The organism is Streptomyces sp. NPDC015345, from assembly GCF_043078805.1.
Taxonomy (GTDB): Bacteria; Actinomycetota; Actinomycetes; order Streptomycetales; family Streptomycetaceae; genus Streptomyces.
In genome coordinates, this window is the sequence record NZ_JBIBTX010000002.1 from 1,102,862 (window position 1) to 1,129,344 (window position 26,483).

A 26,483-nucleotide genomic window follows, 5' to 3' on the forward strand; every position below is an offset into this window, starting at 1 on the left:
GATGACCGAGACGCCCTGGCAGATCTACTCGGGAAGCCGCGTCCCGCACGACGGCATCGACCGCCTCCCCGCCCCACCCCCCTGGCGCACCTTCACGGGCGGCCCGCCCCTGCGCACGCCGCCCGGCGACTGCGGAAACCCCCACGCCGCCACCAGCTACCGCCCCGGCACGGACGCCGTCCGTCAGGTCAACGCCGCGCTCTACCTCCGCAGGCCGCTCCTCGTCACGGGCGCCCCCGGCACCGGCAAGTCCTCCCTCGCCTATGCCGTGGCACACGAGCTGCGCCTCGGCAAGGTCCTGCACTGGCCCATCACCAGCCGCGTCACCCTGCGCGACGGCCTCTACGAATACGACCCGCTGACCCGCCTGTACGCCGCCGACCGCGCCCGTCACGCGGGTGCCGGGGCGAAGGACGACGACATCGGCGACTACCTGCGCCTCGGCCCGCTCGGCACGGCGCTGCTTCCCTACGACCGCCCCCGCGTCCTGCTCGTCGACGAGATCGACAAGAGCGACATCGACCTGCCCAACGACCTCCTCACCATCTTCGAGAAGGGGTCGTACGAACTCGTCGAGCTGGCCCGCCGCGCGGCCCCCACCGCCAAGGTGATGACGGCCGACAGCACCACGGAACGCGTCGAGATCCGCGATGGCACAGTCACCTGCCGGGCCTTCCCGCTCGTCGTCATGACGAGCAACGGCGAACGCGAGTTCCCGCCCGCCTTCCTGCGCCGGTGCGTGACCGTGGACCTGAAGCAGCCGGCGAGCATCGGGGAGCTGACCGCGATCGTCCGCGGGCACCTCGGCCCGGTGATCGGCGAGGAGGACGCAGCGCTTCCCGCCGCCGCCCAGGAGATCATCCAGCGCTTCTTCGAGCGGCGTACCAGCGGCCTGCTCGCCAACGACCAGCTCCTGAACGCCATCTACATGTGCCACCACGCCTCCTTCAGTGAACAGCCGGAGACTGTGCGGGAGTTGGCGGACCAGGTGATGCCCTTCCTGAGCGGCGAGGTGGCACGCGCCGATGACGATTGACCGGCTGCGGGACGCCTTGGAGGCCCTTGGGCCGCCGGTCACGCCGCTGGAGCTGGCGGAGATGCTGTGGCTCGCGGAGCGGCTGCCGTCCGGCGAGGACGCCGAGGGGCGGGGCGAGGGTCGAGAGGAACGCCAGGGGGTTGGCCGGCCGTTCGGTCTTCGCGGCACGGTCGGTGCCCTCGACTCCGGCCTGGCGCGGAGCGCCGACTTCGCGTCCTGCCCGGTCGCCCGGGACGGGAGCGGAGCCGACGACGGGCACGACGGCGGGCACGACGAGGGGCACGACGACACGGACAGCGGCGCGCCCCGCGCCGCCCTGCACGTCCCGCGAGGCGGCCCGCACCCCGGCAGCGACGCCGACGAAGTCCTCGTCCCCGCCCCGCAGGCCCTGCGTCACGAACTCGCGATCCAGCGCGCCCTGCGCCCCCTCAAGCAGCGCGTCCCCGACCGGCACCGCCGCACCCTGGACGAGCGGGCCACCGCCGAGCGAGCCTCCCGCCACCCCCGGCCGCGCCCCTGGGCCCCCGTCATGGTCCCCGCCACCGACCGCCTCCTGAGCCTCGCCCTGGTCGCCGACACGGGCCCGGCCATGACGGTATGGCGCCCCCTCGTCCGAGAGCTGCGGGAGGCGATGCAGCGCACCGGCGCGTTCCGCGACGTACGCGTGTGGCAGCTGACCGACCTCGGGGGGCGCGTCGGCGTCCGGTCCTCGCCCGGCGGTCCGGCACGGGATCCGGCGGCCCTCGTCGACGCCACGGGCCGCCAGGTCACCCTGGTCCTCAGCGACTGCTCGGGCCCGCACTGGTGGGCCGGCCACGCGGCCCCCGCCCTGCACCTGTGGGCGCGGCGCGGCCCCACGGCGATCCTCCAGCCGCTCCCGGAACGCCTGTGGCGCCGCACCGCCGCCCCCGCCGTCCCCGGCAGGGCGATCGCCTCCCGCGCCGGCGCCCCCAACACGGTGCTGCGCTTCACCCCGCACGACGGCCGCGTGCGGCTCCCGGCGGCCGACGCGCTCCCCGTGCCGGTCCTCGAACTGGCCCCGGAGTGGCTGGCCGACTGGGCCGGCCTGGTGACCGCCTCCGGTGACCACCGCCGGGACACGGCGGTCACGTACGTCAGCTGCGCGCCCGCTCCCCCTGGCCGCCCGCTCACCGCCGAGGGCGACCTGCCGATCACCGAACGCGTCCTGCGCTTCCAGGCCGCGGCCTCGCCCACGGCGGCGGATCTGGCGGCGCATGTCGCGCTTTCGGTGCCCGCGCTGCCGGTGATGCGGCTGATCCAGCAGCGGGTCACGCCCGGTTCACGTCCCAGCGACCTGGCCGAGGTCCTGCTGAGCGGCCTCCTGGAGCCCGTCGACGCGGAGCGCGGCCTCTACGACTTCGTGCCGGGTGCGAGAACCGCCCTTCTGGAGACCCTGCCCCGCCCCGAATCGCTGGCGGTGGCCGACCTCCTGGGGCGCCTCGGTGAGGAGATCGAGGCCAGGGCGGGGTCGGCGAGCCGCGCCTTCCGGGCCGTGGTGGAGGTGGCGCAGGGCACCGGGAGCCGTGGCCTGGGCCCGGCGGCACAGCCGTTCGCGCTGGTCAGCGAGGAGGCGTTGGGGCTGCTGCGGGGGCGGGCGATCAGGGTGGCGGAGCGGCCGGTGGAGGACCCCCGGCACGGGGCCGTGCCGGGGGTGCCCGCCGGGGACGAGGAGTTGCCGTGGCCACCCGGCGGGGTTTCGAGCCCGACGGGGCTGACGAATGTCGCCAGGGCGTTGCATTTCACCGGCAGGGCCGACGAACTCCGCCTGCTCGACCTTGAGTTGCTTGGCTCGCGCTCACCGGTCGGCCATCCCCGGGCGATCGTCGTCCAGGGTCCGGCAGGCATGGGCAAGTCGGCGCTGGCGACCGCGTGGGCGAGGGGAGTGGCCGACGGTGACTTGCCCGGCCCCGTCTGGTGGGTGACGGCGAACTCACCCGCGTCGATCGCCGACGGCCTCTCGGGCCTCGCCCGCGCCTTGCGGCCGTCCGTGCCCGATGCCTTCTCCGGGGGAGAAGGCGCGGAATGGGCCGTGGGGTGGCTGTTCGGCCACTGGGGCTGGACCCTGGTTCTCGACGGTGTGGAGGACCCGGCCGACGTATCGGACCTCTTGCCCCGCCTCGGCACGGGCGGCGCCGTCCTGATCACCAGTCGGGCCGTCGACGGCTGGGAAGGCATCGCCGAGCCGCTGGAGCTGCGCGTACCCGAACTGGACCAGGCCGTCGCGCTGTTGAACGAGTACGCGGGCAGAGAGGTGCCCGGCGCGGACGTCCTGTGCGAAGAACTCGGCCGGCTGCCGCTCGCCGTGGTGCACGCCGGGATGTACCTCGGCGAGACAACCGGCTCCGCCGACCGGTACCGGGCGGAGCTGGCCATGCTGGAGGTCGGCGAAGACCTGAGCGTCGAGGACGGCATCAGGGCGCGGCTGCGCGCCGTCGCCGCCGACACCGTGGCGGGCCGGATCCTCCAGGTCCTCGCCTGGTACGGCCCAGAACCCGTCCCCCGTGACCTTTTGCCCCCCGCGGCGTCCGGGCGCGACGGTCTCCACGCCCTGGATTTCCTGGCCGCCCGCGAGCTGATCCAGCTGTCCTCCGACGCGGTGGTCCTGCCCGTCCTGGTCGCCGCCGAGGCGCGTACCCCGGACGACGACCACCGCGTCCGTGGTCCGGGGATGATCGACGACGCCCGGCTCACGGCGGCCCTCTGCCTCCGGAACGCGCTCCCGCAGGAGGTGGAGGACCCCCGGACCTGGCCCCGCTGGCGGCAGTTGCTGCCGCACATCGACGCCCTGCTCGAACACGGCAGGTCCGTGGACGACAACCGCCACTTCGTCTCGCTCCTGACGCGTTCGGCCCAATTCCTGTTGTCCCAGGGCGAATCGGAGAAGGCCGTGGCCTTCTTGCGGCGGGCGGTGCGCGACCGCGAGAGGCTGTCCGGCCCCCAGGCGCCGAAGACGCTCGCGGTGGCGGCGCAGCTCGCGGGCGCGTACCGTGCGAACGGCACGACGATCCGGGCGATCCGCCAGTACGAGAACGTCCTGGACGCGCTGCGCGCCAAGGGGCGCGGCGAGGACGACCCCGACGTCCTGGAACTGAGGGCGGAACTCGCCGTCACCCACCACCTGTCGGGAGAGCCGGACCACGCCGTGAGCGAACTGCGCGAGGTGTGCCACATCGCCGACCGCGTCCTCGGCGAGGACCACCCGAAGAGCCTGACGATGCGGGCACGGCTCGCCGACGCCCACCTGGCGGCGGGGGAGCCCGGCACCGCCGTCGCCCTGTACGAACAGACGGCCGCCGCCTGTCGGCGGATCTACGGAGACGAGGCCCCGCACACGCTCGCCGTGCGCACGGAGCTGGCCTTCGCTCACGGGGCGGCCGGCGACATGCCGCACGCGACGGAGCTCCTCAGGCAGGTGGCGCTGGACTGCCGGCGACTGCACGGCGCGGACCATCCCCGCACGTTCACGGCCCTGTCCGATCTGGCCTCGTCCTATGCGCGCGCCGACATGACCGGGCCTGCCGTCGAGTTGTACGACGAGGTACTGGCCCGCGGTACCGCCCTCTTCGGGGAACTCCACCCGTACACGCTCGCCGTGCGGCAGTCACTGGCCGAGGCCTGGCTGAGCCACGGGGACGCGGCACGGGCGGTCCCGCTGCTGGAGCACGTCCTCTCCGCCAGGGAACCGGCGCTGGGGGAAGACCATCCGGACACGCTCCTGACCGTCGACTCCCTCGCGGCGGCATACGGGGCCGCCGGCGCCCGGCACAAGCAGGTGGTCCTCTACGAACGCGCCCTCACCGCTCGCCTCAGGGTGCTGGCGGAGAACGACCCCGAGACCCTGAAGTCCTACGACCGGCTCGCCAACGCCGTGGACGCCGGGGACGGCCGGGAGATCGCGCTCCGCTCCAAGGCCCATCACGGCCGGGTGCGGACGCTGGGAGAGGACCATCCGGAGACCCTGGACGCGCTGGACCGACTCGCGCACGCGCGGCTGGAGGCGGGCGACACGGCCGAGGCGCTCTCGCTGCTGAGGCACTCCCTGGACCTGCGGCGTGCCACCGGGAGGCCCGCCGACTCCGCCGCCCTGCGCGTGCTCGGGACACTGGCGCAGATCCACTTGAGCGACGGCGACCCCTCGCGCGCGGCCGCCGTGTACGCGGAAGCCTATGAATACGCGAGGACCGTCCTCGGGGAGGGGCCGGCGGCGGACGTCCTGCTGGAGCGGGCCCTGGCGCACCTGAAGTCCGTCCTCGGCCCCCGCCACCGCGAAGTGCGCGCCCTGGAAAAGCGGTTGGCCCGCCCCCGCTGACCCCGAAGGGCCGGCGCGGACGGGCCGTACGCGACCAGAGGGTTACACGACGTCGAACGTCGCCGGGTCCGGGCCGATGCGACGGTCCTCGTTCAGGGCGGAGATGGCCGCCATGTCCTCGGGGTCGAGCTCGAAGTCGAAGACGTCGATGTTCTCCTTGATCCGGGACGGGGTCACGGACTTGGGGATCACGACGTTGCCCAGCTGGATGTGCCAGCGCAGGACGATCTGCGCGGGCGTGCGGCCGTGCTTGCGCGCGATCGCGACGATCGCGGGGACCTCCAGGAGCCCCTTGCCCTGGCCGAGCGGCGACCACGCCTCGGTGGCGATGCCCTGCTCCGCGTGGTACTCGCGGGAGACGCGCTGCTGGAGGTGCGGGTGCAGCTCGATCTGGTTGACGGCGGGGATGACCGACGTCTCGGCGAGCAGCCGCTCCAGGTGCTCGGGCAGGAAGTTCGAGACACCGATGGACCTGGCGCGGCCATCGGCATGGATCTTCTCGAACGCCTTGTAGGTGTCCACGTAGCTGTCCTTGGAGGGCAGCGGCCAGTGGATCAGGTACAGGTCGACATAGTCGAGACCCAGCTTCTCCAGCGAGGTGTCGAAGGCGCGGAGCGTCGAGTCGTAGCCCTGGTCGCCGTTCCAGAGCTTCGTGGTGACGAACAGCTCCTCGCGGGCCACGCCGGAGGCGGCGATGGCCTTGCCCGTGCCCTCTTCATTGCCGTAGATCGCCGCGGTGTCGATACTGCGGTACCCGGCCTCCAAGGCCGTCGCGACCGCCGTCTCCGCCTCGTCGTCCGGCACCTGCCAGACACCGAAACCGAGCTGGGGCATCTCGACGCCGTTGTTCAGGATGATCGGGGGGACCTTGCTCACGAGCTCTCGATCCTTAAGTCGTCGGGTGGTACTCCCATGGTCAACGATCAGGACCGGTGCCGCATTCCTGACCCGGGCGACGCGATCTTGACCGCCGATTGGCCGGATGTCGAAGCGACCCGGAGGTCAAGTCGGTCCGGACCATTGACGGTGTCCCGTCATGCCGAGACGCTATGACACGACACTGAACGCGGGACACTCATGTGAACGCTACAAGCATGTCCCGGCCCCGCGCTCCGTGGCTCGTCCTGAAACCCCACCTCTTCAGGAAAGGCGGCGTCATGCCGATGTCTATGTCCATGCCTACACCCACGACGTCCATGCCCGCGTCCACCATCATGCCCACCATCCGGCCCGAACAGTCCCGGCCGACGCTCCCGCACCGTGCCGCTCCCGCCCCCCGGGCCACCGACCGGCCCGCCCCCGCGCACGCCGACTGGCACAGCCCCGACTACGCCGTCGTCGACACCGCGCTCGAAGTCACCGCCTACCGTCTCGCCGACCGGTAGACCCGCCGCCATGCTGCTGCAGGTGCTCGGCACCGCGGCGGGCGGCGGACTGCCCCAGTGGAACTGCGCGTGCCCCGGTTGCGCCGGGGCACGCGCCCACCCGGCACGCCGCCGCCGGCACGCCGCGCTCGCCGTCCGCGCGGGCGAGGACCGCTGGTACCTCGTCAACGCCACCCCCGACCTCGCCGACCAGATCGAGGCAACCCCGGACCTGCACCCCGGCGCGGGATCCGGTACGGGCTCCGGTGCGGGCCCCGCCGGTCAGGCCCCCGACACGCGGCGCACCCCCGTCGCCGGAGTCGTCCTGACCGACGCCGAACTCGACCACACCCTGGGCCTCGCCCGGCTCCGCGAGGCCCGCGACGGCGTCGACGTCATCGCGACCGCGCCCGTGCGCGACGCGGTGCGCGAAGGGCTCCGGCTCGACGCGCTCCTGGAGCCCTACACGCCCGTACGGTGGCGGGAGCTGACCGCCGACCCCGGAGTGCCGCTGGACGGGAGCGGCGGGATCCACGTCGCCGCCGTACCGGTTTCGGCCAAGCGGCCGCGGTACGCCGCCGGGACAGGGCCCGAGACCGACACCTGGTCGGTCGCGCTGTGCCTGACCGAGACCGCCACCGGCCGCACCGCGCTCTACGCCCCGGCTCTCGCCGTCTGGAGCGAGGCCTTCGAGAAGGCCGCCCGGGACGCCGACTGCGTCATCGTCGACGGCACCTTCTGGGACGACGACGAACCGGTGCGCGCCGGATTCACCGACCGCACCGCCACCGCGATGGGCCACCTCCCCGTCGCGGGCCCCGCCGGAACGGCACACCGCCTGGCCGAACTGCCGGGCCGCTGTCTCTACACCCACCTCAACAACACCAACCCCCTCGGCGACCCGCACGCCGAGCAGCACGGACTCCTCGCCCGGTGGGGGCTGGAAGTCGCCGCCGACGGGATGGTGATCGAGCTGTGACGACCACGGCCACCCTGACGGACGAGGCCCCCTGGACCCCGGACGAACTCACCGACCGGCTGCGCGCCGTCTCCGCCGCGCGCTACCACGACCGGCACCCCTTCAACGTACGCATGCACGAAGGCACCCTCACCCGTGAGGAGCTGCGCCGCTGGATCACCAACCGGTTCCACTACCAGCGGCACATCCCCGTCAAGGACGCCCTGATCCTCGCCAAGTTCGACGACCCCGCGCTCCGCCGCGGCTGGCTGCGCCGGATCCAGGACCACGACGGGGAGCGGGACGGCACCGGCGGCATCGAACGCTGGCTGCGGCTCGGCGAGGCCGCCGGGATCGACCGGCGGCAACTCCTCGACGCGTCACAGGTGTTGCCCGGCGTACGGCTCGCCGTCGACGGCTACGTCAACTTCTGCCGGCTCAGCCCCGCCCTCGACGCAGTCGCCGCCTCCCTCACCGAGCTCTCCGCGCCCGACCTGATGCGGACCCGGATCGCCGCCTTCGAACGGCACTACCCGTGGGTCGACGCGGCCGGCCTCGCCTACTTCCGCACCCGCGTCGGTCAGGGCGGCCGCGACGGGCAGGAGGCGCTCGGCCTCGTCCTGGCGTGGGCGCGCACCCGCGAGGAACAGGAACGGGCGGTCGCCGCCCTCGCGTTCAAGTGCGACGTCCTCTGGTCACTGCTCGACGCCGTCGACCACGGGCCGGGAGGCATCACATGACCGCCCCCGACGGCGTACGCGAAGGGGTACGCCGCACATGGCGCCCCGCGCTCGTCCGCTCCGTCCTGCTCCGGCACGACCGGGTACGCGGCGTCGACCTCCTGGTGCTGCCCGAACGCGTCGTCGTACTGCGGGGCGCCGCGGGAGCCATCGTGGCCCTGTGCGACGGCGAGCGAGACGTCACCGGCATCGTCGCCGAGCTGGCACGCCGCCACCCCGACGCACCCGTGGCCGAGGAAGTGCCGCTGTTCCTCGACCGGCTGAGGTCCGAGGGATGGCTGCGATGAACGCCACCGACCCCGCTCCCGTCTCCGACCCCGATCCGCCCTGGGCCCTCCTCGCCGAACTCACCCACGGCTGCCCCCTGCGCTGCGCCTACTGCTCCAACCCGACGGAACTCACCGGCAGGACCGCCGAGTTGACGACCGACGAATGGGCGGATGTGTTCAGCCAGGCGGCCGGCCTCGGCGTCGTGCAGAGCCATCTGTCCGGCGGGGAACCGCTGCTGCGCCGCGACCTCGCGGAGATCGTCGCCGCTGCCGACTCCGCGGGCATCCACACACAGCTCGTGACCAGCGGCGTCGGCCTGCACCGCGAGCGCCTCGGCCACCTCCGTGACGTCGGGCTGCGCAGCGTCCAGCTCTCCGTGCAGCACGCAGAGCCGCGGGCCGCGGCGCGCATCGCGGGCGCCCGGGCGTTCACCGCGAAGGAACGCGCGGCCCGGCTCGTGCGGGCCGCGGGCCTGCCGCTCGGCCTCAACGCCGTACTGCACCGCGCCAACCTCGACGCGCTGGACGCCCTCGTGGAACTCGCCCTGGCCTGGGGCGCCGACCGCGTCGAACTCGCCAACACCCAGTTCTACGGTTGGGCGCTGCGCAACCGCGACGCCCTGCTGCCCTCCCGCGCGCAGGTCGCCCGCGCCCGCGAGCGCGTCGAACACTGGCGCGAGCGGCTCGCGGGCCGCATGGAACTCGTGTGGGTGGCGCCCGACTACGTCGACGGCGTCGCGAAGCCCTGCATGGGCGGCTGGGGCGCGGTCTCGCTGACCGTCGCCCCCGACGGCACCGTCCTGCCCTGCCCGGCCGCCGCGGACCTCCTCGGCCGGGACGCACCGAACGTCCGTGACCACCGACTGGCCTGGATCTGGCGGGAGTCGGACGCCTTCGGCCGCTACCGCGGCGAGGCGTGGATGAACGATCCCTGCCGCGGCTGCGAACTGCGCACCCTCGACTTCGGGGGGTGCCGCTGCCAGGCGTACGCCCTGACCGGTGACGCCACGCGCACGGACCCCGCCTGCCACCGCTCGCCCGACCACGGCGTCGTCCGGTCCCTGGTGGACGACGCCTCCTCGGCCCCTGCCCGTGACGGCGAGCCGCCCGCGTACGCCTACCGCACCAACGCGCGGTGACCTGCCGCGCCACCACTTCCCCCGTCCCTCACGCAGATGCAGAGATGGAGAACCGGCAACATGCCAAGAACTCTCACCGCCCTGGCAGCCGCGGGCGCCGTCGCCGCGACCTCGCTCACCCTGGCCACCGGACCGTCCGCCCACTCGGCCCCGGCCGACCGCCCCGCCCCGGCCGCCGCGGCCGGGGAACCCGGCCGGCCCACCACCGTCTCCACCGGCTGGACCGTCCCCTGGGGCATGTCCTGGCTGCCGGACGGTTCCGCGGCCCTGATCACCGAGCGCGACGACTTCCGGGTATGGCGCCTGTCGAAGGACGGCAAGGACAAGCAACTGCTGGGCACCGTACCCGAGTCGCAGACCACCGGTGGGGAGGGCGGCCTGATGGGGATAGCGGTCGACCCCGACTGGAACACCAACCACTACGTGTATGTGATGCACACCTCGGCCGAGGGCAACCGCATCGCCCGCATGACGTACGACGGCACGTCCCTGACCGGCTACAAGCCGCTCCTCAAGGGGATCAAGAAGAACCGGTACCACAACGGCGGCCGCCTCGCCTTCGGCCCCGACGGCCACCTCTACGCCACCACCGGCGACGCCCAGGACAAGCCCCTCGCGCAGGACAAGAACTCCCTCAGCGGCAAGATCCTGCGCCTGACGAAGGACGGCAGGCCCGCCCCTGGCAACCCCTTCGGCAACTACGTGTACAGCCTGGGGCACCGCAACCCGCAGGGCCTCGCCTTTGATGCCCAGGGGCGGCTCTGGGAAGCGGAGTTCGGGGACAGCAGGCAGGACGAGCTGAACCTCATCAAGCCCGGCGGGAACTATGGCTGGCCCACCTGCGAGGGTGCCTGCAACGTCGCCGGCATGACCAACCCCAAGAAGACGTGGACCGTCGCCGAGGCCTCGCCGAGCGGGGTGGCCGTCGTCGACGGCGCGGTCTACATGGCGGCGCTGCGGGGCAAACGCCTGTGGCGCATCCCGATCAACGCCGACAACGAGAACGTGGGCGCCGCGAAGGCGTACTACATCGGCGAGTACGGCCGTCTGCGCTCCGTCACCACAGTGCCCGGCGCCAACGCGCTGTGGCTGTCGACCACGAACGCCGACGCCAACGGCGGGCAGCCCGACGGCGCGGACAAGATCCTCCGCGTGCCGATCGGCTAGCACGCTGCCTTCGGGATTACCGGGTCCTGAAGTGGCGGAAGAGGTTGCGGGCCACGTAGACGCCCGGGCCGCCGAAAGCCGCGGCACACCAGTTGCGTCTGCTCGAACTGGCAGTCGCCCCTTGGGATCCAGCGGACCCGTTCCCCGCGACCGTGCTGATCTTTCCGTCGGCCGTGACCTTCCGGACCCGGTGGTTGTCGCAGTCGGAGATGTAGAGGTCGCGACTGTGCTGGTCTTTCCGTCGGGCGTGACCTTCCGGACCCGGTGGTTGTTGTACTCGGCGATGTAGAGGTTGCCGACGCTGTCCACCGCGATCCCGTACGGAACGTCCAACTGGGCCGTCGCTGCGGGTCCGCTAGCCGCGGTACAGCGCCTCGACCTCCGCCGAGTACACCGTCTCGATCGCCTTGCGCTTCAACTTCAGGGAGGGCGTGAGCAGGCCGTGCTCCTCGCTGAACTGATGCGCCAGTATCCGGAACGTACGGATCGACTCGGCCTGCGAGACCAGGGTGTTCGCGGCGACCACGGCCCTGCGCACCTCCGTCTCCAGATCCGGGTCGCGCACCAGCTCACCGGGGGGCAGCAGGGGCTTGCGGCGCATGGTCAGCCAGTGCTCCACGGCCTCCGCGTCCAGCGTGACGAGCGCCGCGATGTAGGGCCGGTCGTTGCCCACGAGGATGCACTGCGCGACCAGCGGATGGTCACGCACACGCTCCTCCAGTTGGGCCGGTGAGACGCTCTTGCCGCCGGAGGTCACGAGGATCTCCTTCTTGCGGCCCGTGATCGTCAGGTAGCCGTCCTCGTCGAGCGAGCCCAGGTCGCCGGTGGCCAGCCAGCCGTCGCGCAGGGACGCCTCGGTGGCCGCCGGGTTGTTGAGATAGCCCTGGAAGACGTTGTCGCCGCGCAGCCAGACCTCGCCGTCCTCCGCGATGTGCACGGTGGTGCCGGGGATGGCCTGGCCGACCGTGCCGTAGCGGGTGCGCTCGGGCGGGTTGGCGGTCGCGGCGGCCGTCGACTCGGTCAGCCCGTACCCCTCGTAGATCGTCACACCCGCGCCCGCGAAGAACAGGCCGAGCCGCCGGTCCATGCCCGAGCCGCCCGACATCGCGTGCCGCACCCGGCCGCCCATCGCGTCGCGCACCTTGGAGTAGACGAGCTTCTCGAAGAGCTGGTGCTGCATGCGCAGCCCCGCCGAAGGCCCGGGGCCCGACCCGAACGCCTTGGCCTCCATCGCGTCCGCGTACCGCACCGCGCACTCCACGGCCTTGTCGAACGCGCCCGCCTTCCCCTCCTTCTCCGCCTTGCGCCGCGCCGCGTTGAAGACCTTCTCGAAGATGTACGGCACGGCCAGGATGAACGAGGGCCGGAACGCGGCCAGGTCGGGCAGCAGCGCCGCCGCGTTGAGGTTCGGCTGGTGGCCCATCTTGACCCGGCCGCGCACCGCCGCGACCTGCACCATGCGGCCGAAGACGTGCGCCAGCGGCAGGAACAGCAGTGTGGTGGCCTCGTCGCCGCGCTTGGAGTGGAAGACCGGCTCCCAGCGCCCGACCATCACATCCGCCTCGAACATGAAGTTCGCGTGGGAGATCAGACAGCCCTTGGGGCGGCCCGTGGTGCCCGAGGTGTAGATGATCGTGGCGATCGAGTCGGGGGTCACCGCGCGGCGGTGGCGGTGCACCACCTCGTCGTCGATGTCCCGGCCCGCGCCGGTCAGCTCACCGACCGCGTCGGCGTCCAGCTGCCACAGCCGGCGCAGCTGCGGCAGCCGGTCGATGACCGAGCCGATGGTCATCGCGTGGTCCTCGTGCTCGACCATCGCGGCGGACACCTGGGCGTCGTGCAGCATCCAGAAGACCTGCTCGGCCGAGGAGGTCGGGTAGACCGGCACGACCTGGGCGCCGATGGTCCACAGGGCGAAGTCGAAGAGCGTCCACTCGTACCGGGTGCGGGACATGATGGCCACGCGGTCGCCGAACCGTACGCCCTGCGCGATCAGGCCCTTCGCCAGCGCCAGCACCTCGTCGCGGAACGCGGCCGAGGTGACGTCGTGCCAGCGTCCGTCGATCTTGCGGCCGAGGGCGACGTGAGCAGGGTCGTCGAGGGCATGGTCGAAAACGGCGTCGGCAAGGCCGCCCACCAGTGGCGCCGACGCCATCGGGGGGTTCGTGAACTCGCGCAATGATGCTCCTTGTGGCGCTCCGCACAGCGCCTGGACCGTACCCCACGGCGCGGCCCCCCGGGAGGGGGCCGAAACGCGGTGGTACGGACCATCGGCACAGGTCAGGCGGTGGAAATACGGCCACAAAGGGAAGGGACGGACAGATCTACTTACGCTGGAGTAAGTTTCGGTGGCGTAATCTCCACCGAATCTGTACGCGGCGTGCAGAGATGCGGCGGCCGCCTCCGCCCCGTGTCCCGCCCTTCGCTACAGGCCGAGCTCGGCCTCGAACTCGCCGGCTTCCAGGATCGCCTTGACGGCGGTCAGGTAGCGGGCGGCGTCGGCTCCGTCGACCAGGCGGTGGTCGTAGGAGAGCGAGAGGTACGTCATGTCCCGTACGGCGATGGTCTCGCCGAGGTCGGGGTGGTTGATGACGACCGGGCGCTTGACGGTGGCGCCGATGCCGAGGATGGCGGCCTGGTTCGGCGGCACGATGACCGTGTCGAACAGGGCGCCGCGGGAGCCGGTGTTGGAGATGGTGAAGGTGGCCCCCGACATGTCGTCCGGGGTGAGGCCGCCGCCGCGGGCCTTGCCGGCCAGCTCGGCGGTCTTCTTGGAGATGCCGGCGATGTTGAGGTCGCCCGCGCCCTTGATGACCGGGGTCATCAGGCCCTTCTCGGCGTCGACGGCGATGCCGATGTTCTCCGCGTCGAAGTAGGTGATGGTGCCTTCGTCGTCATTGATGCGGGCGTTGATGACCGGGTGGGCCTTCAGTGCCTGGGCGGCGGCCTTGACGAAGAACGGCATCGGGGACAGCTTGACGCCCTCGCGGGCGGCGAAGGCGTCCTTGGCCTTGGCGCGCAGCTTCATCAGCTTGGTGATGTCGACCTCGACGACCGAGGTCAGCTGGGCCTGCGAGTGCAGGGCCTTCATCATGTTGTCGCCGATGACCTTGCGCATGCGGGTCATCTTGACCGTCTGACCGCGCAGCGGCGACGCCTCTGGGACTGGCGTCGCACCGCTGTCCTGTGCCGGGGCGGCCTTCTTGGCCTCGGCGGCGGCGATGACGTCCTGCTTGCGGATGCGTCCGCCGACACCGGAGCCGGTGACCTCGGAGAGGTTCACGCCGTTCTCGGAGGCGAGCTTACGGACCAGCGGGGTCACGTAGGCGCCGTCGTCGGCCGGGGCCGACTGCTGGGCCGGGGCGGCGGGAGCGGTGAGGCCCGGCCGCGTGGCGGAAACCGACGGCTGGGCCGCGGCGGTAGCCGGTTCCGGAGCCGCAGCGGTGGGAGCCGAAGCCGTGGCGGTCGGCGCGGCCGGAGCCGCCGGTGCCGCAGCGGCGGCGGGCGCGGCAACCGGAGCCACTGGCTCCGCCGCCCTCGCAGGGCCCGCCCCGGCCGAAGCCGCCGCAGCCCCAGCCGAAACCGCCACCGGTCCCTCCGCCCCGGCAGAGCCCGCCGCACCCCCCGGCGCGCCGACCACCGCCAGCTTCGCGCCCACCTTCGCCGTCTCGTCCTCGCCGACCACGATCTCCAGCAGCACCCCGGCCACCGGCGACGGAATCTCCGTGTCGACCTTGTCCGTCGAGACCTCCAGGAGGGGCTCGTCGGCCGCGACCTCCTCGCCGACCTCCTTCAGCCAGCGGGTGACCGTGCCCTCGGTGACGGACTCACCGAGCGCGGGCAACGTGATGACCTCGTCGGGCCTGGACTCGGACATGCTCACGCCTCCACCCCGTAACGCGCCGCGGCCTGACGTACCGTCTCCTGCTTGACCTCGCCGCGCCTGGCGAGCGTCGCGAGGACGGCGACCACGATCGAGGGAGCGTCCACACCGAAGTGGCGGCGGACGTTCTCCCGGCTGTCGGAGAGGCCGAAGCCGTCGGTCCCGATGGACGTCCACTCCTGTTCCACCCAGGGGCTGATCTGATCCGGCACCGCACGCATCCAGTCGCTGACGGCGACCACCGGCCCCGGAGCACCGGCCAGCGCACGCGTGACGTAGGGGACACGGCCGCCCCCGGCGCCCGCGCCCTCGCCCGCCGTGGCCGCGCGGAGGTTCTCCGCCTCCGCGTCGAGCGCCTCGCGCCGCAGCTCCGTCCAGGACGGGGCGGACCACACGTCGGCGGCGACACCCCAGTCCTCGCGCAGGAGCCGTTGGGCCTCCAGAGTCCAGTGGACGGCGGTGCCGGAGGCCAGAAGTTGCAGGCGCGGGCTGTCGGCGGCCGCGTCGACGGCCTCCTGGTAGCGGTAGAGGCCGCGCAGGATGCCTTCCTCCACGCCCTCGCCGGACGGCATGGGCGGCTGGACCTTCGTCTCGTTGTAGACGGTCAGGTAGTAGAAGACGTCCTCGGCGTCGGGGCCGTACATGCGGCGCAGCCCCTCACGGACGATGACGGCGACCTCGTACGCGAACGCGGGGTCGTAGCTGACCGCGGCCGGGTTGGTGGACGCGATCAGGTGCGAGTGCCCGTCGGCGTGCTGGAGGCCCTCGCCCGTCATGGTGGTGCGGCCCGCCGTCGCTCCGATGACGAAGCCGCGGCCCAACTGGTCGGCGAGCGCCCAGAACTGGTCGGCCGTCCGCTGCCAGCCGAACATCGAGTAGAAGATGTAGAAGGGGATCATCGGCTCGGCGTGCGTCGCGTACGACGTGGCCGCTGCCGTCAGCGAGGCCAGCGAACCGGCCTCCGTGATGCCCTCGTTGAGGATCTGCCCGTCCTTGGACTCCTTGTAGTAGAGGAGCTGGTCGCGGTCGACGGGGTCGTAGGTCTGGCCCACCGGCGAGTAGATGCCGGCCGAGGGGAACAGCGACTCCATGCCGAAGGTGCGGGCCTCGTCGGGGACGACGGGGACCCAGCGCCCGCCGGTCTCCTTGTCCCGCATCAGCTCCTTCACCAGCCGGACGAACGCCATGGTGGTGGCGATCTCCTGGCTGCCCGAACCCTTCTTCAGCGCGTCGAAGGGCTTCGCGGACGGCAGCGGCAGCGGCTTGGGGACGACCTTGCGCGCGGGGGCGGGACCGCCGAGGGCGGCGCGGCGCTCCTTGAGGTAGCGGGCCTCGGGGGAGTCGGGCCCCGGGTGCCAGTACGGCACCAGGGAGTCGTCCAACGCCTTGTCGGGGATGGGCAGTTCGAGCAGGTCCCGCATGGCGCGGAACTCCTTGCCCGAGAGCTTCTTCATCTGGTGGTTGGCGTTGCGCGACTCGAAGCCGGGGCCGAGCGTCCAGCCCTTCACCGTCTGGACCAGGACGACCGTGGGCGCGCCCTTGTGTTCCAGGGCGGCGCGGTAGGCGGCGTACACCTTGCGCGGTTCGTGACCGGCCCGCGAGGTGCCGACGATCTCCTGGAGGCGTGCGTCGCTCAGCCGGTCGGCGAGCGGGGCGAGCGCGGGGTCCGCGCCGAGGAACCGCTCGCGGATGTACGCGCCGTCGCGCGCCGCGAAGGTCTGGAACTGCCCGTCGGGGACGCTCCCGAGGTGGCGCACCAGGGCGCCCTCGGTGTCGTCGGCGAGCAGCTCGTCCCAGGCCTGCCCCCACAGGGACTTGACGACGTTCCAGCCGGCCGCGCGGAACTGCCGCTCCAGCTCCTGGACGATCTTGTAGTTGCCGCGCACGGGGCCGTCGAGGCGCTGGAGGTTGCAGTTGATGACGAAGGTGAGGTTGTCCAGCTTCTCGCGCGCGGCGAGGGCGAGGGCTGCCGTCGACTCTGGCTCGTCCATCTCGCCGTCGCCGAGGAACGCCCACACGTGTGAGCCGGAGGTGTCCTTGATGCCGCGGTTGGTGAGGTAGCGGTTGAAGCGCGCCTGGTAGATCGCGGAGAGCGGGCCGAGGCCCATGGAGACCGTCGGGAACTCCCACAGCCAGGGCAGGCGGCGCGGATGCGGGTAGGAGGGCAGCCCGTCACCGCCCGCCTCCTGCCGGAAGCGGTCCAACTGCCCCTCGGTCAGGCGCCCTTCGAGGAACGCGCGGGCGTAGACGCCGGGGGAGGCGTGACCCTGGACGTACAGCTGGTCACCGGAGCCGTCGGCCTCCTTGCCGCGGAAGAAGTGCTGGAAGCCAACCTCGTACAGCCAGGCCGCCGAGGCGAAGGTCGCCATGTGCCCGCCGAGGCCTCCGCGCTGGTTGCCGCGCGTGACCATCGCCGCCGCGTTCCAGCGGTTCCAGGCGGTGATCCTGGCCTCCATCGCCTCGTCGCCGGGGTAGGCCGGTTCGGCGGCGGTGGGGATGGTGTTGATGTACGGCGTCTCCAGGAACGGCGGGACGTCGATGCCGGTGCGCCGCGCGTGTTCGTTCACGCGCTGCAGAAGCTGTGCGGCCCGTTGCGGACCCCCGAACTCGGCTGCCGCGTCGAGGGATTCACGCCACTCGGCGACCTCGGACGGGTCTTTGTCGGGAAGCTGGTCGAGCTGGGACACGGATGATCCCCTTTCACATTCCTGGGTGAGCGGGGCCGGATATACGGGTGGTCCGGCCGGTGTACGAGGGCGGCGACGCACACCCTGGCTGACGCTGACGCCGCTTTCGTCATGCGGAAGCGTGTTTCCGTTTTCAGAACCTAGAAGCCGTTGTTAGATGCAGTCAACACTTACCGGCGAGTAATGAGCGATGATCGATCATTTCTCACGATGCGAGACCCCGGCGGCGGCCCGGCGGAGCAACTCCTCATAAACCGTGGGGTCGTTGCCCGTCACCTCGGGGAAGCCGGTGCCGTACTTGCCGTGCCAGCGGGCCGTCACCCCGGGGTTGGCGTGGTCGGAGCCGTCCGGCAGGTAGAGATGCGGGCTGCACTGGACCTGGTGCTCCCGGGCGCACGCGAAGTCCTTCGTGATGACGCGGCGCGCCCGCCCGTCGTCCAGACCCTCGGCGATCGCCGACGCGTCGACGCCCGGAGTCTCCCGCGCCACGTCGAGGACCACCGAGCGGGCACCGATGGACCGGCTCTCGGCCCAGAAGGCCCGGCGCAGCGCGAGATCGAGCCGTTCGGAGACCTCCAGGCCCTGCCGCTTGGCCAGTTGCACGGCTTCGAGCGCCGGCAGCGACGAGGACGGGAACTTCCAGTCCGGCGCCCGCCACAGCTGCCAGCCGGCGTCGGGCTCGATGTGCGCCACCCCGCCGACCTCGGAGTCCGTGCCCGGCCGCGGGCTCGGCCCGTCGTTGAACAGCTCCAGGGGGAAGGCCCGGTGGTCGAACCGGACCCGGCTCTCCAGGCCGAGCCTGGCCCGCGTGGTGTGCAGCCTGTACAGCGCCACGTGGGCGAAGGAGCACCAGATGTCGGAGAACACGGTGATGGTGTGCGGCGCGACCCGCTCACGGGGGTGCGGTGTGGTGGGGGCGGCGGGTGTGGTGGTCAAGGCGTTCACGTTCCTATCGGCTTGTGTGCGTAGTCCAGGACGTGCAGTTCGAGCATGCGACCGACGTAGGGGTCCTGGCGCCGGAAGGCGTCCACGATGGCGATGTGGTCCTCGGCGTTCTCGTGCAGTTCGGTGCGCAGCCACTTCAGGGAGAGGCGGGTCCACAGCTCGATGGCCAGGGACTCCCAGTTGCGCAGCAGTACCTCGTTCCCCGCGGCCCGGACGATCTCCCGGTGGAACTCGACCGCGCAGTGGATCTGGAGATCGGGGTCCCCGTCCCGCGCCGCTTGGTGCAGCAGCTCCAGGTGCGGTTCCAGCTCCGACACGTCCCCCGCGAGCCGGCGTACGGCCAACTGGCCGGCGAGGCGTTCCAGGGCGGCGCGCACCGGATAGACCGCGGGCAGGTAGTCCGGGGTCAACTCCCGTACTCGTACACCCTTGTTGGGGATCATGTCCACGAGCTGCATGGCCTGGAGGTCGCGCAGCGCCTCGCGCACGGGGCCGTGGCTGACGTCGAGTTCCTGGGCGATGTGCCGCTCGATGATGCGGTCGCCGGGGCGCCAGCGGCCGTTCAGCAGTCCGTCGAGGAGGGCGCGCCGCACCTGCTCGCTCAATGGGACGCGCTTCAACGAGGCGGCGAACGCCGAGACTTCGGTGACTCTCTCACCTGACATGGGGACTCCGGTCGGAACGGGCGGGCGGCGGCCCGGAAGGGTTGAGCGATGATCGATCATCGTCTAACGTACGTCACGGTGGTCACGCCGCACCAGGTTCAAAACCCTCAGAGGCAAACCCTGTTGCGGCCCAGCCGGGTGCGGGCCCGGCCGCTCTCCGCGATGACGCGCGTTTCCGAGCAGATCTCCACCCTTCTTCCCGGCGCCGACGCGCCGAACGGGCCCAGCCGCCGTGCCGTGCGGGCATGCCCCGGTCCTCGCGCGTCGCCCTCTTTCCCCAAGGACTCCTGTGACCGAGCAGCTTCTCGACCTCACCCAGCACGAGATCCAGGCACTGAAGACCCGGTTCAACCTCGCCGACGCCCACACCCACCAGCAGCAGTCCCCGGGCCAGCGCGAGATCGTGTCGGCCCTGCCCGCCCTCTGGTACGAAGCCGAGGAGACGCGCCAGGCGGACCTGGAAGACCGTTTCAAGGAGGTCTTCTTCCGGCTGCACGGCCAGAACAGCGTGCGCGCGGAGACGACGATGCTCTCCTACGCGGCTTCCATCTCCACGCTCGTCGCGGGCATGTACCTGCGGCGCAACGACATCAGCGTCAGCCTCGTCGAGCCCTGCTTCGACAACCTCCCCGACGTCCTGCGCAACGTCGGCGTCCGCCCGGTGCCGGTCCCCGAGGACGCCCTGCACGACGCCGACCGCATCTACGACCGCCTCGCCGAGTCCGTCACCACCGACGCGCTCTTCCTCGTGGACCCCAACAACCCCACCGGCTTCTCGCTGCTCAGTCACGGCCGCAAGGGTTTCGAGGAAGTCGTCCGCTACTGCGTCGACCACGACAAACTCCTTGTCGTCGACCTCTGCTTCGCCGCCTTCGCCCTCGCCGACCCGCGCTTCGGCCGGTTCGACCTCTACGAACTCCTCGACACCTCCGGGGTGCGCTACATCGCCCTGGAGGACACCGGGAAGACCTGGCCGCTCCAGGACGCCAAGTGCGCCCTGCTCACGTGCAGCCGCGACCTGTACGAGGACGTCTACAACATCCACACCAGCGTCCTGCTCGACGTCTCGCCGTTCGTCCTCAACTTCCTCGCCCGCTACGTCGAGGACTCCATCGAGGACGGCATGGCCTCGGTCCGCGACGTCATCACCCGCAACCGCGAGACCGCCCTCAAGACCCTGGAGGGCAGCCTCCTCGAACACCTCGACCCCGCGGTCAACGTCAGCGTCGCCTGGTTCCGGATCACCGACGACCGGATCAAGGCGACCGAACTCCAGGCCCACCTCATCGAGTACGAGGTCTACGTGCTGCCCGGCACGTACTTCTACTGGAACGAGCCGGAGCGCGGCGAGGCCTACGTCCGCATCGCGCTCGCCCGCGACCCCCAGGAGTTCGCGGACTCCCTCACCCGCCTGCGCGAGGCGGTGGACAGCTATGCCGCGTGACGTCTACGTGGACGCGTCCCTGTTCATGGGGATGCACAGCGCCGATCCGGCCGTGCGCGCCGCCTGCGCCGCCTTCTTCGCCGAACACCTCCACCGGCCGGTCGTGATGACGTACGAGGAAGTCGGCCGGTGCGACGACCTGGTGTGGAGTCACTCACGCCACGAGCAGGACGTCTACTACCCTTTCATGGACGTGCTGCACTCCCTCATGCCGATCCGGCGGCGCGCCTACACCGCCGCCGACTGGGCGGCGCAGGACCGGCTGCCGGCCCGCGCCGGCACCCTCGCCCCGCGCGAGCGGATGCTGCTGGCGTCCGTCCTGGCCACCGAGAGCGAACTGGTCACCGTCAACCCCCGCCTCACGGCGCTCGCCGCGGACGGACTCCCGGTGCGCACCCCGCGACCCGCGGACGGAGCCGTGCGCTTCACCGACGCCGACGACGTACTCGACGGCCTGTACCGCACATCCCTGACCCTGGAGGTCGACCATGCCGCCGTCTGAAGCACCCGGGAACCGGTACGCCGCCGTGGAGGAGCTGAAGCGGCTGCGCGGCGTCGTCGTGCCGCTCGTGACCCCCGTCGACGCGCGGCACAAGGTGTGCGAGCGGAGCGTCGCCCGGCTGATGGACAGCCTGCGGGGCCGGGTCGCGGGGTACATGCCGGCGCTCAGCACCGGGGAGGGCTGGAAGCTCTCCCTCAAGCAGTGGATCGACATCGTGCACCTGACCGTCGAGCACGCCGACGGCGCCCCGGTCCTCGCCGGCGTGGAGGTCGGCCGACCCGCCGGCATCCTGGCGCGGGCCGCCCTCGCCGAGGCCCTGGGCGCCGACGCCATCGTCGTACCGCCGCCGTTCCCGGCCGCCGACACGCCGCGCCCCACGCTCGTCGAGCACTTCCGGGAGATCGTCGACAAGAGCCCGCTGCCGGTCTTCGTCTACCACGAGAACGCGGTTTCCAAGATGGACCTGGACGTGACCGCGCTGCGCGAGGTGTGCGCGCTGCCGGGCGTCATCGGCGTCAAGGAGTCCAGCGGTGACGCCCAGTTCACCAAGGAGCTGCTGGCCGGCGAGGTGCCGGTGCCGGTGTTCCAGGGCTGGGAGCACCAGATCGCCGACGTACCCGGCGTGCAGGGCTTCGTCGGCCCACTGGCCAACCTCGAACCCGACACCTGCGACGAGGCCGTGACGTCCTTCTCCCGCCTCTCCCAGGAGCGGGTCGACGAACTGTCCGAGCAGTACGGCCTGTTGGCGGACGACTGGTACCTGCACGTAAAGACCGAGCTGGCCCGGCGCGGCGTCATCAGCACGGCGCTGGCCGTCGGCTGACCTCGCCCCCACCCCCGCCAAGCGCGAAGGAGCGCCCCAGTGACAGCGAACGCCACCGCGGAACGCACCGCGGGCAGCCGCCTGTTCGTCCTCAACCGCACCATCCCCAGCCCCGAGGAGCTGCGTGAACTGCACGACCTCGAAGAGCGGCTGATCGCCTCCCGGGTCCGCGAGATCGAGGCCGCGGCACCGGACCTGCCGGACCGCGCCGCCCTCGGCCGGCAGATGAAGGAACTGCTGAAGGCCGAGGAGGCCGACCCGCCGGAGTTCGAGCGCGTCATGGCCGAGGACCTGGACCTCGAACAGTTCAAGGAGGTCGTCGCGCAGTTCGCGGTGGACGGCCTGACCGAGTCCGAGTCGTTCCTGCCGATCGTCTGGCGGCTCCCGAAGAAGGCCAAGATGGCCGTGTTCCGGGTCCTCATCGACGAGTTCGGCTGCGGCAACCTCGACCAGGCGCACTTCAACATCTACCGCGACCTGATGACCGAACTGGGCATGTCCCTGGAGGTCGAGGACTATCTCGACCGCACGAACGAGGAGACGTACGCGTACGTCAACACGTTCTTCTGGGCGGCGGCCCGGGCCCCGCGCCCCGAGTACTTCCTCGGCACGCTCTGCTACCTGGAGTCCAGCATCCTCTACGCCTTCAAGTGCTTCGCCGCGGCGGCGCAGCGGCTCGGCCTCAAGGGCGCCCGCTACTACACCGAGCACCTGCACATCGATCACTTCCACGCCAAGGAACTCCAGGTCGCCATCAGGGAGTTCGACGCCGAGGCCGACCTGCACCCGGTGAAGGTATGGGCCGGGTTCAAGATGGCCAGTGAGGTCATCGGCGGCGCCACCGAGGCGGCGGTCGCCTCCGCGCTCAAGGCGGCCTGAGTGGACGACGCCACCATCGAGCAGGTGGGCGATGACAAGCTCCGGGTGCGGGTCGGGGGGCGGGAGTTCGAGGTGGACGCGGCCTGCCCGCACCGCAAGGGCTTCCTCGCCCACGGCTATGTGAACGCCGCGCGGCTGCGGATCACCTGCCCCCTGCACCACTCCAGCTTCTCGCTGGAGACGGGCGAGGCGATCACCGGGCCCACCGACCGGCGCCTGTGCACCCGGGAGACCACCCCACCCGCCGGCTGACCCCTACGGCTGCAACAGGGCGGCGGGTTCCGGGCAGCCGCCCCGGAACCCGCCGCCCGGCACATCGAGCAGGCGCCGCTCCTGCGCCGCCGCAAGGAACTCACCTGCCCGCGACCGCTGCGTCAGCGTCGCGCCGCAGCCGGTCCCCGCCCGCCAGGATCGCCGCCGCCAGCGCGTCCGCGGCGCCCGGCGCGCCCTGCTCGGCGTCGCGCCGCTCGCCGTGCAGCAGGACGAAGTCGACCGAGCCGAGCTCCGGCAGGCCCGCCCGGTCGGGGACGCGGACCAGGCCCGGCGGGATCAGCCCGCGCGAGTGCGCCATCACGCCGAGGCCCGCGCGGGCCGCCGCCACCAGGCCGTTGAGGCTGCCGCTGGTGCATGCCACCCGCCAGGCACGGCCGCGCCGCTCCAGCGCCTCGAAGGCGAGGGCGCGGGTGATGCCCGGCGGCGGATAGACGATCAGCGGCACCGGGCGTTCGGGGTCCAGGCGCAGCCGCTCGGAGCCGATCCACACCAGCTGGTCGTGGCGGACCAGTTCGCCGCGCGGGTCCTCCGGGCGCCGCTTGGCGAGCACCAGGTCGAGCTTGCCCGCGTCCAGCCGCTCGTGGAGCGTGCCGGAGAGCTCGACGGTCAGCTCCAGGTCGACGTCCGGGTGGTCGTGCCGGAAGGACTCGAGGATGTCGGTGAGCCGGGTCAGGACGAAGTCCTCCGACGCCCCGAACCGCAGCCGCCCGCCGAGCCGCGTCCGGGTGAAGAACGCCGCCGCCTGCTCGTGCACCGCCAGAATCCGCCGGGCGAAGCCGAGCATCGCCTCGCCGTCCTCGGTCAGCTCGACGGTGTGGGTGTCCCGGGTGAACAGCGGCCGCCCGGTGGCGTCCTCCAGGCGGCGCACGTGCTGGCTCACCGTCGACTGGCGCAGGCCGAGACGCCGGGCGGCCTGCGTGAAGCTGAGCGTCTGGGCCACCGCGAGGAAGGTGCGGAGCTGCGAAGGGTCGTACACGCCACCAGCGTAGTACCGCTCATCGCGATCCGTGATGACAGTGAGAGCGGTGTACCGGATTCCCGATCGCACCGGACAGGAGGATCATGGTGAGGGCATGTTCCGGCCGAAGGCCGGATTTCGCCCCCGAGAGCATGGAGCACCGTGAAACGCCTGAAGTGGCCGTCGTGGATGCCGGTCGACCCCTACATCGTGGGGCTGCTCGCGATCGTGGGGATCGCGGCCCTGGTGCCCGCCCGCGGCACCGCCGCCGATGTCGCCTCCGGGGCCTCCACCGCCGCCGTCTCGTTCCTCTTCTTCCTCTACGGGGCCCGGCTGTCCACCCGCGAGGCGCTCGACGGGCTCAAGCACTGGCGGCTGCACGTCACGGTCCTCGCCTGTACGTTCCTCGTCTTCCCGCTGCTCGGACTCGCGGCGAAGGGGCTCGTGCCCTACGTCCTGACGCCCGCCCTCTACAGCGGCTTCCTCTTCCTCACGCTGGTGCCGTCGACGATCCAGTCGTCCATCGCCTTCACCTCCATCGCCCGCGGCAACGTCCCCGCGGCCATCTGCGCGGGCTCCTTCTCCTCGCTCGCCGGCATCCTGCTCACCCCGCTGCTCGCGGCGGCCCTGCTCGGCAGCAGGGGCGGCGGCTTCTCTGCGGACTCCGTCGTCAAGATCGTGCTGCAACTGCTCGTGCCGTTCGTCGCCGGGCAGCTCCTGCGCCGCTGGATCGGCGGCTTCGTCACACGGCACAAGAAGGTCCTCGGGTACGTGGACCGCGGCTCGATCCTGCTCGTCGTCTACACCGCCTTCAGCCAGGGCATGGTGCAGGGCATCTGGAGCCAGGTCACCCCATGGCGGCTGCTCGCGCTGCTCGGCGTCGAGGCGGTGCTGCTCACCGTGATGCTGACGCTGACCTGGTACGGCGCCAAGCGGCTCGGCTTCGGCCGCGGCGACCGCGTCGCCATCCAGTTCGCCGGGTCGAAGAAGTCCCTGGCCGCCGGGCTGCCCATGGCGAGCGTCCTGTTCGGGGCGCACGCCTCCCTCGCCGTCCTGCCGCTCATGCTCTTCCACCAGATGCAGCTGATGGTCTGCGCGGTCATCGCCAAGCGCCGCTCGCGCGATCCGCGCGACTTCGACGGCGAGGAGCCGCTCAGCGCGGCTCCGCAAGGCGCAGCGTCACGAACCGCGGCCGGTACAGCGCCACGTTCCGGTTGACGTTCGCCTGCGCGCTCGCGGGCACCGGGTCCAGCCAGTTCACGTCGTAGCTCAGCACCACGCGCCCGTCCCCGCCGAGCGCCGGGTGGGCCTGCGGGTTGTACGCCGCCGTGTCCTGACGCGGCGCGGAGTCCTTCGGCAGCGGCGCCTCGAACCCCTTGGCGGGGCCGTGCCAGGGCCCGGTGGGGGAGCAGGACCAGTACGACGTGACGGTGGTCAGCCCCTCGGTGCCCGCGGCCATGGTGAACAGCACATACGTCCCGTCCTCCCGCACGACCGTGAACGCGCTGCCCACCCCCTTGCGCTTCCCGTCCCCGAGGACCGGCCGCGACGTGGCCCCGCGCCCCCACTCCTCGCCGTCCCAGTACTCCCACGCGTCCGCCTCGGCGAGCCTGCCGTGCGGGACGCGCGCGACATGGGCGTGCGAGGACGGCCGCGAGGTGGCCTGGGCGTCCGTGCCGCCGAAGACGTACGTCCAGCCGCCGTCGTCGACCGTCGCCGCGCCATACAGGACCCGCTTCTCCGGGTCCTTCACGCCCTGCTGGTCGGAGACCTTCACGATGCCCTCGACACGCAGGTCGGGCAGGGAGAGCGTGGCGACCTCCGTGGCGAGGGGGACGCCGTAGATCCAGGGGCCCTGGCTCGCCATGCGGGTCCACAGGAGCACGCGTACGACCTGCTCGTCCGAGCCGGGCGACCGGGGCTCGACGCGCGCCGCCACCGGCCAGCGCCACTGCTGGGGGGCCGGGTCGGCGAAGAGGGGAGTGGGGAGGGTGCGGTTGAGGGTGCCCGAGCGGGACATCACCACGGCGGAGTTGCGCACCATCGGCGCGTTGGTGTCCCGCCAGGTGTGGGGTTGGCCCGCCGGGTTGGGCGGGGCGTGGACCTGGCCGAGGAAGGTGTCGGAGAACAGCCACAGGACGCGCCCGTCCGGCAGCCGCACCGAGTGGGTGCCGTCCCCGCCGGTCCAGTCGTCGGTCCGCGTCCCGTCGTCGCCGTAGCGCGCGAACTCCCCCGTCGCCTTGTCGTCGGCCGACCAGGACGCCACGGCCTTGGGGCGGCACGCCGCGTCCGGCGCGCCCTCCCGGTCGTCTTCCGGGAGGGCGATGAGCAGGACGGCCGCGCAGGCGACGGCGAGCAGCAGGACCAGCCAGATCCTGCCGCCCGCGCCACCGCGACGTTCTCGGTCGGACACGCCGGGGA

Annotated in this window: 21 protein-coding genes and 1 pseudogene; 14 read left to right on the top strand and 8 right to left on the bottom strand. The window is 71.9% G+C overall.

What is annotated here, in order from left to right:
* The first annotated feature begins 1 nt into the window (after position 1).
* Both ACF062_RS11140 and ACF062_RS11145 read left to right on the top strand, forming a co-directional pair.
* Complete coding sequence (locus ACF062_RS11140; protein ID WP_392137713.1) at positions 2-1,036, top strand: AAA family ATPase; 1,035 nt, start codon at positions 2-4, stop codon at positions 1,034-1,036.
* Positions 1,026-5,366, top strand: coding sequence for an SAV_2336 N-terminal domain-related protein (locus tag ACF062_RS11145; RefSeq protein WP_392137455.1), 4,341 nt, complete (start codon positions 1,026-1,028; stop codon positions 5,364-5,366). Before ACF062_RS11140 ends, ACF062_RS11145 begins: the two co-directional genes overlap by 11 nt.
* A 42-nt stretch (positions 5,367-5,408) precedes the next feature.
* On the opposite strand, the gene ACF062_RS11150 is transcribed toward ACF062_RS11145, so the two are convergent.
* Complete coding sequence (locus ACF062_RS11150) at positions 5,409-6,200, bottom strand: aldo/keto reductase (protein ID WP_392137714.1); 792 nt, start codon at positions 6,198-6,200, stop codon at positions 5,409-5,411.
* A gap of 473 nt (positions 6,201-6,673) precedes the next feature.
* On the opposite strand from ACF062_RS11150, the pseudogene pqqA reads away from it, so the two are divergent.
* The 6 genes and pseudogenes from pqqA to ACF062_RS11180 all read left to right on the top strand — a co-directional run.
* Positions 6,674-6,751, top strand: a pseudogene (pqqA, locus tag ACF062_RS11155) (pyrroloquinoline quinone precursor peptide PqqA); the annotation flags it as partial.
* 10 nt (positions 6,752-6,761) lie between these two features.
* On the top strand, positions 6,762-7,709 hold the full coding sequence (pqqB, locus tag ACF062_RS11160; protein WP_392137456.1) for a pyrroloquinoline quinone biosynthesis protein PqqB: 948 nt from the start codon (positions 6,762-6,764) through the stop codon (positions 7,707-7,709).
* On the top strand, positions 7,706-8,428 hold the full coding sequence (gene pqqC, locus ACF062_RS11165) for a pyrroloquinoline-quinone synthase PqqC (RefSeq protein ID WP_392137457.1): 723 nt from the start codon (positions 7,706-7,708) through the stop codon (positions 8,426-8,428). Before pqqB ends, pqqC begins: the two co-directional genes overlap by 4 nt.
* A complete protein-coding gene (gene pqqD, locus ACF062_RS11170) occupies positions 8,425-8,715 on the top strand; it encodes a pyrroloquinoline quinone biosynthesis peptide chaperone PqqD (RefSeq protein WP_392137458.1) in 291 nt (96 codons plus the stop codon). Before pqqC ends, pqqD begins: the two co-directional genes overlap by 4 nt.
* Positions 8,712-9,836, top strand: a complete 1,125-nt coding sequence (gene pqqE, locus ACF062_RS11175; protein ID WP_392137459.1) for a pyrroloquinoline quinone biosynthesis protein PqqE — start codon at positions 8,712-8,714, stop codon at positions 9,834-9,836. Before pqqD ends, pqqE begins: the two co-directional genes overlap by 4 nt.
* Positions 9,837-9,896: 60 nt before the next feature.
* The gene (locus ACF062_RS11180) at positions 9,897-11,003 is read left to right on the top strand and encodes a PQQ-dependent sugar dehydrogenase (RefSeq protein WP_392137460.1); all 1,107 of its coding nucleotides are present in this window, start codon (positions 9,897-9,899) and stop codon (positions 11,001-11,003) included.
* Between the two features lie 355 nt (positions 11,004-11,358).
* On the opposite strand, the gene ACF062_RS11185 is transcribed toward ACF062_RS11180, so the two are convergent.
* The 5 genes from ACF062_RS11185 to ACF062_RS11205 all read right to left on the bottom strand — a co-directional run bounded on the left by ACF062_RS11185 (position 11,359) and on the right by ACF062_RS11205 (position 19,183).
* The gene (locus tag ACF062_RS11185) at positions 11,359-13,182 is read right to left on the bottom strand and encodes an AMP-dependent synthetase/ligase (protein ID WP_392137461.1); all 1,824 of its coding nucleotides are present in this window, start codon (positions 13,180-13,182) and stop codon (positions 11,359-11,361) included.
* A gap of 246 nt (positions 13,183-13,428) precedes the next feature.
* Positions 13,429-14,880: a 2-oxo acid dehydrogenase subunit E2 gene (locus tag ACF062_RS11190; protein WP_392137462.1), complete on the bottom strand. Its 1,452-nt coding sequence runs from the start codon at positions 14,878-14,880 to the stop codon at positions 13,429-13,431.
* Positions 14,881-14,882: 2 nt separating this feature from the next.
* Positions 14,883-17,573: a pyruvate dehydrogenase (acetyl-transferring), homodimeric type gene (gene aceE / locus ACF062_RS11195; RefSeq protein WP_392137463.1), complete on the bottom strand. Its 2,691-nt coding sequence runs from the start codon at positions 17,571-17,573 to the stop codon at positions 14,883-14,885.
* Between the two features lie 198 nt (positions 17,574-17,771).
* Positions 17,772-18,509 (bottom strand): DsbA family protein, encoded by a 738-nt coding sequence (locus tag ACF062_RS11200; protein WP_392137464.1) that lies wholly within the window; start codon positions 18,507-18,509, stop codon positions 17,772-17,774.
* Between the two features lie 5 nt (positions 18,510-18,514).
* On the bottom strand, positions 18,515-19,183 hold the full coding sequence (locus ACF062_RS11205; RefSeq protein ID WP_392137465.1) for a GntR family transcriptional regulator: 669 nt from the start codon (positions 19,181-19,183) through the stop codon (positions 18,515-18,517).
* Between the two features lie 289 nt (positions 19,184-19,472).
* Here ACF062_RS11205 and ACF062_RS11210 point away from each other — a divergent pair, with 289 nt between their 5' ends.
* From ACF062_RS11210 to ACF062_RS11230, 5 genes are read left to right on the top strand one after another with little or no spacing between them, the layout of a single operon-like run.
* Positions 19,473-20,627, top strand: coding sequence for a pyridoxal phosphate-dependent aminotransferase (locus tag ACF062_RS11210; protein WP_392137466.1), 1,155 nt, complete (start codon positions 19,473-19,475; stop codon positions 20,625-20,627).
* The gene (locus ACF062_RS11215) at positions 20,617-21,129 is read left to right on the top strand and encodes a DUF6190 family protein (RefSeq protein ID WP_392137467.1); all 513 of its coding nucleotides are present in this window, start codon (positions 20,617-20,619) and stop codon (positions 21,127-21,129) included. Before ACF062_RS11210 ends, ACF062_RS11215 begins: the two co-directional genes overlap by 11 nt.
* Positions 21,116-21,952, top strand: a complete 837-nt coding sequence (locus tag ACF062_RS11220; RefSeq protein ID WP_392137468.1) for a dihydrodipicolinate synthase family protein — start codon at positions 21,116-21,118, stop codon at positions 21,950-21,952. The genes ACF062_RS11215 and ACF062_RS11220 overlap by 14 nt, the downstream gene beginning before the upstream one ends.
* A gap of 39 nt (positions 21,953-21,991) precedes the next feature.
* On the top strand, positions 21,992-22,831 hold the full coding sequence (locus ACF062_RS11225) for an iron-containing redox enzyme family protein (protein WP_356579083.1): 840 nt from the start codon (positions 21,992-21,994) through the stop codon (positions 22,829-22,831).
* The gene (locus ACF062_RS11230) at positions 22,832-23,083 is read left to right on the top strand and encodes a Rieske 2Fe-2S domain-containing protein (RefSeq protein WP_223777977.1); all 252 of its coding nucleotides are present in this window, start codon (positions 22,832-22,834) and stop codon (positions 23,081-23,083) included.
* A gap of 100 nt (positions 23,084-23,183) precedes the next feature.
* Here ACF062_RS11230 and ACF062_RS11235 read toward each other — a convergent pair whose 3' ends face one another.
* On the bottom strand, positions 23,184-24,080 hold the full coding sequence (locus ACF062_RS11235; RefSeq protein WP_392137469.1) for a LysR substrate-binding domain-containing protein: 897 nt from the start codon (positions 24,078-24,080) through the stop codon (positions 23,184-23,186).
* A 144-nt stretch (positions 24,081-24,224) separates the two neighbouring features.
* On the opposite strand from ACF062_RS11235, the gene ACF062_RS11240 reads away from it, so the two are divergent.
* Positions 24,225-25,280 (top strand): bile acid:sodium symporter family protein, encoded by a 1,056-nt coding sequence (locus ACF062_RS11240; protein WP_392137470.1) that lies wholly within the window; start codon positions 24,225-24,227, stop codon positions 25,278-25,280.
* Here ACF062_RS11240 and ACF062_RS11245 read toward each other — a convergent pair.
* Positions 25,216-26,475 carry a DUF4185 domain-containing protein gene (locus ACF062_RS11245; protein ID WP_392137471.1) on the bottom strand — a complete coding sequence of 420 codons (1,260 nt, stop codon included), beginning with the start codon at positions 26,473-26,475 and terminating at the stop codon, positions 25,216-25,218. The genes ACF062_RS11240 and ACF062_RS11245 overlap by 65 nt on opposite strands.
* Positions 26,476-26,483 lie beyond the last annotated feature (8 nt).

Coding starts and splice junctions, on each gene's coding strand:
- ACF062_RS11140 (WP_392137713.1), top strand. CDS start 2: ATGACCGAGACGCCCTGGCAGATCTACTCGGGAAGCCGCGTCCCGCAC.
- ACF062_RS11145 (WP_392137455.1), top strand. CDS start 1,026: ATGACGATTGACCGGCTGCGGGACGCCTTGGAGGCCCTTGGGCCGCCG.
- ACF062_RS11150 (WP_392137714.1), bottom strand. CDS start 6,200: ATGCCCCAGCTCGGTTTCGGTGTCTGGCAGGTGCCGGACGACGAGGCG.
- pqqB (WP_392137456.1), top strand. CDS start 6,762: ATGCTGCTGCAGGTGCTCGGCACCGCGGCGGGCGGCGGACTGCCCCAG.
- pqqD (WP_392137458.1), top strand. CDS start 8,425: ATGACCGCCCCCGACGGCGTACGCGAAGGGGTACGCCGCACATGGCGC.
- pqqE (WP_392137459.1), top strand. CDS start 8,712: ATGAACGCCACCGACCCCGCTCCCGTCTCCGACCCCGATCCGCCCTGG.
- ACF062_RS11180 (WP_392137460.1), top strand. CDS start 9,897: ATGCCAAGAACTCTCACCGCCCTGGCAGCCGCGGGCGCCGTCGCCGCG.
- ACF062_RS11190 (WP_392137462.1), bottom strand. CDS start 14,880: ATGTCCGAGTCCAGGCCCGACGAGGTCATCACGTTGCCCGCGCTCGGT.
- ACF062_RS11205 (WP_392137465.1), bottom strand. CDS start 19,183: ATGTCAGGTGAGAGAGTCACCGAAGTCTCGGCGTTCGCCGCCTCGTTG.
- ACF062_RS11215 (WP_392137467.1), top strand. CDS start 20,617: ATGCCGCGTGACGTCTACGTGGACGCGTCCCTGTTCATGGGGATGCAC.
- ACF062_RS11220 (WP_392137468.1), top strand. CDS start 21,116: ATGCCGCCGTCTGAAGCACCCGGGAACCGGTACGCCGCCGTGGAGGAG.